This window comes from uncultured Fretibacterium sp., from assembly GCF_963544685.1.
Classification (GTDB): domain Bacteria; phylum Synergistota; class Synergistia; order Synergistales; family Aminobacteriaceae; genus CAJPSE01.
The window spans coordinates 1-7,379 of the sequence record NZ_CAUUGJ010000115.1 but is presented as its reverse complement, the minus strand read 5'-3'; the positions used below and the strand labels follow the sequence as shown (position 1 = coordinate 7,379).

Sequence of the window (7,379 nt, the reverse complement as noted above, 5' to 3'; positions counted from 1 at the left end):
CTCCAGCAGCGTCCGGGACAAGAGTCTTGACTTTTCCCCCATTCCGGAGGACCTGAAGGGCAAGCGTATCGGATTGGTCAGGGAGTTCCAGGGCTTTACCCTGGAAGCCCCCATCGCCGACGCCATGGCGCGCGTCCGCGGGCTTCTCGAGGATGCCGGGGCGGAGATCGTCGAGGTCGAGCTCCCGATCGTGGCGCGCTATGCGGTGTCCTGCTACTACGCCATCGCCATGTCCGAGGCCCATACCAACCTCGAGCGGTACGACGGCGTGCGATACGGCTGCACCGTGGACGACGCCGAGGGGATCAAGGAGATGTTCGAGAGGGTCCGTTCCAGGGGGTTCGGCATAGAGGTCAAGTCGCGCATCATCGCGGGCACCTGCCTGACCGAGCCGGTCCGGAGCGAGGAGTACTACGTCGCGGCGACGAAGGTGCGGACCCTTATTGCCCAGGAGTTCGCCAGGGCTTTCGGCGCGGCCGATTTCATTCTCCAGCCCGTCACCCCCGCCCTGCCCGCCCCTGTCGGAGAGGCGAACAAGGACGCGATGAAGGGATACGAGTCGGACCTCTACACGCTGCCCGTGAACATGGCCGGTCTGCCCGGGCTGTCCTTCTTCACGGGGTATTCTCCCTCGGAGCTGCCTGTGGGCCTGCAGCTCGTCGGGCCCCGATGGAGCGACGGACGCCTTCTGAACGTGGGACTGACCCTGGAGGGCCTGCTGGGCTCGCCCCGGATCGCGAAGGGAGGTCTTTGATTATCATGCCCGAGGAGAGGGAGAAAATGGACAAGGAACTGACCTTCACGCCCGTCATCGGGATCGAGATTCACATTCAGCTCAAGACGGACACCAAGATTTTCTGCGGCTGCTCCACGGACACGGGCGGAGAGCCGAACACGCACATCTGTCCCGTCTGCATGGGGCTGCCCGGCGCGCTTCCCGTCCTCAACGAGAAGGTCGTCGAGCAGGGGCTGCTTGCGGGCATGGCCCTGAACTGCTCCGTGCAGCCGGCGTCCCTGTTCTTCCGCAAGTCCTATTTCTATCCGGACCTGCCGAAGGGGTACCAGACCAGCCAGTGCGACCTCCCGATCGTCGCGGGCGGCTACATCGAGGTTCACGACGACGAGGGAAGGCTCAAGAGGATCCGGGTCCACCACCTGCACCTCGAGGAGGACGTCGGGAAGCTTCATCACAGCGCCTCGGACGGCCGGCTGGAGGGGGCGGAGACCTCCTATGTCGATTACAACCGCTCCGGGCTTCCCCTGGCGGAGATCGTGTCGGAGCCGGACGTCTCGTCGGCCAGGGAGGCGGTGGAGTACGTGACGACGCTGAGGCGCCGCGTGCGCTACGCCGGGGCCTCCGACGTGGACCTGGAAAAGGGAATGATGCGTTTCGACGCCAACGTCTCCATGAAGTGCTCGGACGGCCGGTGGGGCCGTAAGGTCGAGGTCAAGAACATGAACTCGTTCCGGGCGCTGGAGCGCGCGATCGAGTACGAGATCCGACGCCAGAAGAAGATCATGATGCAGGGCGGGGAGGTGCTGCCCGAGACCCGACACTGGAACGACGCCAAGGGCGTGACGACGGGGTCGAGGCTCAAGGAGTTCTACCGCAAGTTCATCGTCGATCCCGACCTCCCGCCCCTGCACGTCTCGAGGGAATGGGAGGAACGGGTGCGCGCCCTGATGCCGGAGATGCCCGACGTGAAGGCCGAACGCTACGTGCGGGAGATGAAGCTTTCTGAGGATGCCGCCCAGGTCCTGACCGAATCGCGCGAGATGGCCGAGTACTTCGAGGCCTGTGTTGCCGCCGGGGCGGCCCCTCAGCGAGCGGCGAACTGGGTCCGCACGGAGGTCCTGCGCGTGCTCAACGACCGGCAGATTTCGCTCGGCGAGCTCACCGTTCGTCCCGAGGCGCTCGCCGAGCTCGTCGGACGCGTCGATGCCGGCCGCCTGTCGACCACTCAGGCCAAGGCCGTGTTCGACAAGATGGTCGAGTCGAGCCTGACTCTGGACGAGGCGGTGAAGGCCTGCGGCGTGACGGAGGGCGGCGTTGTCGGGGACGCCCTGTCCGGGACGATCCGAAGCGTCCTGGAGGCCAACGCCGACGTCGTGGCGGAGATACGGTCCGGAGGGGACCCCAAGGGCAAGAAGATAAAGTTTCTGCAGGGACTCGTGATGAAGGAGACGAAGGGTCAGGCCCGTCCGCCCGAGGTGGCGGCGGCGCTCGAGTCGGCCCTTCGGGGCGATCCGAAATGATGTTTTCCCGTCCTTTCCTCCGAATCGTTCGTGAGGAACAGGGCGGGTTTTCGATATTTAGGTCTTCGTACTCCGTTTCTCCGCATTCGATGACGGCGGCAAAAACGCTGCAGGGAGTTTGCGGTAGGCAGTTTTTTCGGGCAATCTTTCAGAGGAGGGTATTGGAGGATGGGAGCACGTCAACCTGAGAACACGAGAAGTTTTGCGCTTGTCGCCCACGGCGGGGCCGGAAAGACGACCCTGGCCGAGGCCATGCTTTTCTGCAATGGACAGATCGGGCGCATGGGCAGGACGGATGCGGGCAACACCGTCAGCGACTTTCAGACCGAGGAGCAGAAACGGCAGATCTCGATCGGCGCGTCCCTCCTCACGATGGAGCGGGGGGGAAAGACCCTGTTTGCCTTGGATGCTCCCGGTTTTGCGGACTTCGCGGGCGAGATGAGCGCCGCCATCCGCGTCTCGGACACGTCGCTGCTGCTGGTCAGCGCCGTGGGCGGGGTGGAGGTCCAGACCGGCCGCGCCTGGGAGTACGCCCTGGACAACCATAAGCCCGTCGTCTTCTGCATCTCGAAGATGGACCGCGAGAACGCCGATTTCGACAAAGTGCTGGCGGATATAAGGGAACAGTTCTCGGAAAACGCGCTTCCCGTATTCCTGCCCATCGGCTCGGCGGAACATTTCAAGGGAATCGTAGATGTCCTCAGAGGGAAGTCCTATACCTACGTCACGGACGGCAGCGGAAAATTCACGGAGGGCGACGTCCCCGCCGACATGGCGGACGCGGCGGCATCCGCAAAGGAGGCCCTGGTGGAAGCGGCGGTCGAGATGGACGACGCCCTGATGGAGCGTTATCTCGAGGGAGAAGCCGTCTCCGACGCCGACCTTGCCCGGACGCTCCGCGCGGCCATCGTCGCCAGGCGCGTCATGCCGGTCCTGGTGGGTTCCGCAGCCCTGAACATCGGCGTTCATCAGCTTCTGGATTTCATCGTGGATTACTTCCCCTCCCCCATGGACGTCGGGGCGGCCAAAGCATTGGATGGGGACAAGACCGTCGAGGTCGCTCCGGATGCGGCCGCTCCGTTCTCCGCCCTCTGCTTCAAGGTGATGGTCGACCCCTACGTGGGCAAGCTCTCGTTCATCCGCGTCTATTCGGGGACCCTCTCCTCGGAGGGGAACAACATCTTCAACGTCAAGAAGGGCGAGGACGAACGCATCAGCTCCTTCAAGCTGATGTGCGGCAAGGAGGGAAAGGACGTCAAGGAGGTCATCGCCGGCGACATCGTCGCGATCCCCAAGCTCCAGAGCACGAAGGTCGGGCACACCCTGGCCGTCAAGGGCGGTTCCTCCTGTCAGTTCGAGAAGATCGAGTATCCCAGCCCCGTCTACAGCGTGGCGGTCATCGCCAAAAGCCGTGCGGACGAGGATAAGCTGGGCAACGCCATATCCAAGACCCTGGACGAGGACCGCGGACTCACCTTCGAGAAGAACCCGGAGACGCACGACAACGTGCTGTCCGGGATGGGGGACCTGCACATCGACATCGTCCTGGCCCGCATGAAGGAGCGTTACGGAATCGAGCTGGAGACGCGGACGCCGCAGGTTCCCTACCGCGAGACCATCCGAAAGACCGCGGAGGCCCAGGGCAAGCACAAGAAGCAGAGCGGAGGGCACGGGCAGTACGGCGACGTCCACATCCGCTACAGCCCGCTCGAGCGGGGGGCCGGGTTCGAGTTCGTGGACAGCGTCGTGGGCGGCGCGGTGCCGCGCAACTTCATCCCCGCGGTGGAGAAGGGGCTGCGCGAGTACATGGTCAAGGGTCCCCTGGCGGGCTTCCCGGTGGTCGACTTCCGCGCGGAGCTCTACTTTGGCTCGTACCACGACGTCGACAGCTCCGAGATGTCCTTCAAGCTGGCGACGCGCCTTTCCTTCAAAAAGGGCATCATGGACGCCTCTCCCGTGCTGCTGGAGCCTATCATGAACGTCGAGGTCACCGTCCCGGATCAGTACATGGGCGACGTGATGGGGGACTTCAACAGCCGCCGCGGCCGCATCATGGGCATGGAGGCCCACGGCCGGCTCCAGCTCGTCAAGGCCCAGGCCCCCCTTGCGGAGATGTTCCGGTACGCGATCGTGCTGCGCTCCATGACCTCGGGACAGGGCAGCTTCTCCATGGAGTACTCCCACTACGAGGAGGTCCCGGCCGAGATATCCAAGAAGGTCATCGCGGCCCACAAGGAGGAGGAAGAGGAGGAGTAGAGCACGTTTTTACCGGGAGCATGGCCGAACGGCCATGCTCCCTTATTCCGGTTCTAAGTCATTCGTATGCTGCGTTGTTTTTGCTCGCCTTGCCTACTAACGATTTAGAATCGGAATCGCCCCACATCCGTTATTGAGCGGACTGGAGAAGAAGGTCGTTTTCGCTTTTCAGGCTCGTCCATGCCGCCTGTCTTTATTCCCCCCGACAGATTGTCCCGGCTGTGCCTCCTGTAATGCTATACTGACATCGTTGCAGTGAAAGCGCCCCTGCTTGTGTGAGGTCTCTCTTCGAGCATCGAGCAGGGAAGTTCATGGTGGGATTGAATGGGATGGGATTGAGGAGAGAGATGCTGACCGTTCCCCTGGCTGTGATCATCGCCACGAAGAACCGCAGTGAAGCGATCGAGAGATATGCGCTCGCCAGTCTGGAGCGTTCGGAGTTTCGGGATTTTGTCTGCGTGGTCTGGGACGCCAGCGACGACGATCGGACCCGAAAGGCGGCGGAGGATGGCGCTTGGACTTTTCCCATTCGGTATTTCAAGGCGCCTCGTCTCGGATTGACCTCGCAGCGCAACGATGCGGTGGACCATGTCCTGGAGCATATCCCTTCCGTTCGCTATGTATTGTTTATCGATGACGACTGCGAATTGTCGCATGACGCTTTGAGGGGGATCTTGATTACGTTTGAAAAAACGGAAGCATCGGTGGTGAATCTGCCGATGCTTCCCCACTCGGGGCAGAGGACCTGCGGATTGCTCTCCCGGATAAAGAAGAGATGGGGGAGGAAGCGCCACGGGGCTACGGAATTTTTATACAACTATGGATCCGATGAGGAAAAACCGGGAGGAGATGCGGACTGGGCCAGCGGCGGAGGAATGGCTTTGGACGTCGATGTTTTTCGTGCCCTTGGATGTTTTTTCCCCGAGGATTTCCAGCGTTTTGGCGGCTATGCACTGGGTGAGGATTTTGCTTTTTCCTTTTTTCTGCATAAAAAAATGGGGATGCATATCGTCAATAGTTTAGGAGGACATTTTTTCCATTACCCGGCCGGCGGCGCCCGCTTGAACGTCGCCAACATGGCGGCCTCCAAGTGGTACAATTTTCATCTGCTGTTCGATTGTCTCTACGACGACGTACGAGGCCCGAGACTCCTGTGGCTGAAGGTCAAGTTCAAGCTGTTCATGTTCGCGGCGGCCCTGAAGCTCCTGTTCCGGGCGCGGAGCCTCGATCTGCTCTCTCTGTTTCGCGGAATCGGCTCCGCCCGTGCGGCGCTGCGCGAGTTTCACGCGAAACGAAGCATCAAAACCCTGATTCGCCGCATCGACGGTACGGAGGAAAAGTAGATGAAAACAGCGCTGATCTCGGGCATCACCGGCCAGGACGGGGCCTATCTGGCCTCGTTCCTGCTGAGGAAGGGGTACGCCGTCCATGGCGTCAAGCGGCGCAGCTCGCTCTTCAACACCGCCCGTATCGATGGGCTCTACGAGGACCTGCACGAGAAGGACCCGCACTTTTTCCTGCATTATGGAGATCTGACGGATGCCAGCAACCTGATCCGCATCATCCAGCAGGTCAGGCCCGACGAGATCTACAACCTCGCCGCGCAGAGCCACGTCAAGGTCTCGTTCGAGACCCCGGAGTACACGGCCAACTCCGACGCGCTGGGGACCCTGCGCCTCTTGGAGGCCATACGCATCCTGGGGCTGGAGGACCACACGCGCTTCTACCAGGCATCGACCAGCGAGCTTTTCGGCAAGGTCCGGGAGACGCCTCAGAGCGAGACGACGCCGTTCTATCCCCGCAGTCCCTATGCCGCGGCCAAGCTCTATGCCTATTGGATCACCGTCAATTATCGGGAGGCCTACGGCATCTTCGCCTCGAACGGCATCCTGTTCAACCACGAGTCGGAGCTTCGCGGCGAGACGTTCGTGACGCGCAAGATCACGCGTGCGGCGGCCCGCATCGCGCTGGGGCTCCAGGACAGGACATGGCTGGGCAACCTGGACGCCAAGCGCGATTGGGGACATGCCGAGGACTATGTCGAGGCCATGTGGCGCATCCTCCAGCACGACAGGCCGGACGACTTCGTCGTCGCGACGGGGGAGACCCATTCGGTGCGCGAGTTCGCCTCGCTGGCCTTCAGGGAGGCGGGGCTGGAGCTGGAATGGCATGGGAAGGGCCTGGATGAGAAGGGGGTGGAGGTCGGGACCGGGCGCGTCCTGGTGGAGGTGGATCCTCGTTATTTCCGCCCGACGGAGGTCGAGCTTCTGCTGGGCGACCCCTCCAAGGCGGAACGGGAGCTGGGCTGGAAGCGGCGGGTATCGTTCGAGGACCTGGTGCGCCGCATGGTGCGTTACGACATGGAACTCTTCCGTAAGGATATTCTGGTGAAGGACGCGGGCTACGAGGTCCGCAGCGCGCTGGAGGAATTGTGATGCAGAGGATGACGCCGGGCTCCAGAATCTATGTCGCCGGCCACCGGGGGCTGGTGGGGTCGGCCCTGGTGCGCCGCTTGGAGTGGGCCGGCTTCCAGGACCTGATCCTCAGGACGCGCTCCGAACTGGACCTGTGCTCTCAGGCGGAGGTGCGTTCTTTTTTCGAGGCCGAGAGGCCGGAGTTCGTATTTCTGGCCGCGGCGAAGGTCGGGGGCATCCATGCCAACAGCGCGTTTCCGGCGGACTTCATCTACGAGAACCTGATCGTCGAGGCCAACGTGATCCACGAGAGCTGGAGAAACGGGGTCAAGAAACTTCTTTTTCTGGGCAGCTCCTGTATCTATCCTAAGCTTGCGCCCCAGCCGATGCGCGAGGACGCCCTGCTGACGAGCGCGCTCGAGCCGACGAACGAGCCCTACGCCATCGCCAAGA

General features: G+C 62.3%; 6 protein-coding genes. All 6 read left to right on the top strand.

The window, feature by feature from the left end; translation table 11 throughout:
* Positions 1-754: amidase family protein (locus ABLA28_RS09655; protein ID WP_347713485.1), on the top strand; the 754-nt coding region annotated here is incomplete at its 5' end.
* A gap of 26 nt (positions 755-780) precedes the next feature.
* Positions 781-2,256 (top strand): Asp-tRNA(Asn)/Glu-tRNA(Gln) amidotransferase subunit GatB, encoded by a 1,476-nt coding sequence (gatB, locus tag ABLA28_RS09650; RefSeq protein WP_347713484.1) that lies wholly within the window; start codon positions 781-783, stop codon positions 2,254-2,256.
* 168 nt (positions 2,257-2,424) lie between these two features.
* Complete coding sequence (fusA, locus tag ABLA28_RS09645; protein ID WP_347713483.1) at positions 2,425-4,512, top strand: elongation factor G; 2,088 nt, start codon at positions 2,425-2,427, stop codon at positions 4,510-4,512.
* Between the two features lie 311 nt (positions 4,513-4,823).
* Complete coding sequence (locus ABLA28_RS09640; RefSeq protein WP_347713482.1) at positions 4,824-5,855, top strand: glycosyltransferase; 1,032 nt, start codon at positions 4,824-4,826, stop codon at positions 5,853-5,855.
* Positions 5,856-6,947, top strand: a complete 1,092-nt coding sequence (gmd, locus tag ABLA28_RS09635) for a GDP-mannose 4,6-dehydratase (RefSeq protein ID WP_347713481.1) — start codon at positions 5,856-5,858, stop codon at positions 6,945-6,947.
* Between the two features lie 8 nt (positions 6,948-6,955).
* The coding region (locus ABLA28_RS09630) for an NAD-dependent epimerase/dehydratase family protein (protein ID WP_347713486.1) at positions 6,956-7,379 on the top strand (424 nt) is incomplete at its 3' end.

Bases quoted from the DNA above. Each gene is read 5' to 3' on its own strand.
- ABLA28_RS09640 (WP_347713482.1), top strand. From the start codon at position 4,824: ATGGTGGGATTGAATGGGATGGGATTGAGGAGAGAGATGCTGACCGTT.
- gatB (WP_347713484.1), top strand. From the start codon at position 781: ATGGACAAGGAACTGACCTTCACGCCCGTCATCGGGATCGAGATTCAC.
- fusA (WP_347713483.1), top strand. From the start codon at position 2,425: ATGGGAGCACGTCAACCTGAGAACACGAGAAGTTTTGCGCTTGTCGCC.
- gmd (WP_347713481.1), top strand. From the start codon at position 5,856: ATGAAAACAGCGCTGATCTCGGGCATCACCGGCCAGGACGGGGCCTAT.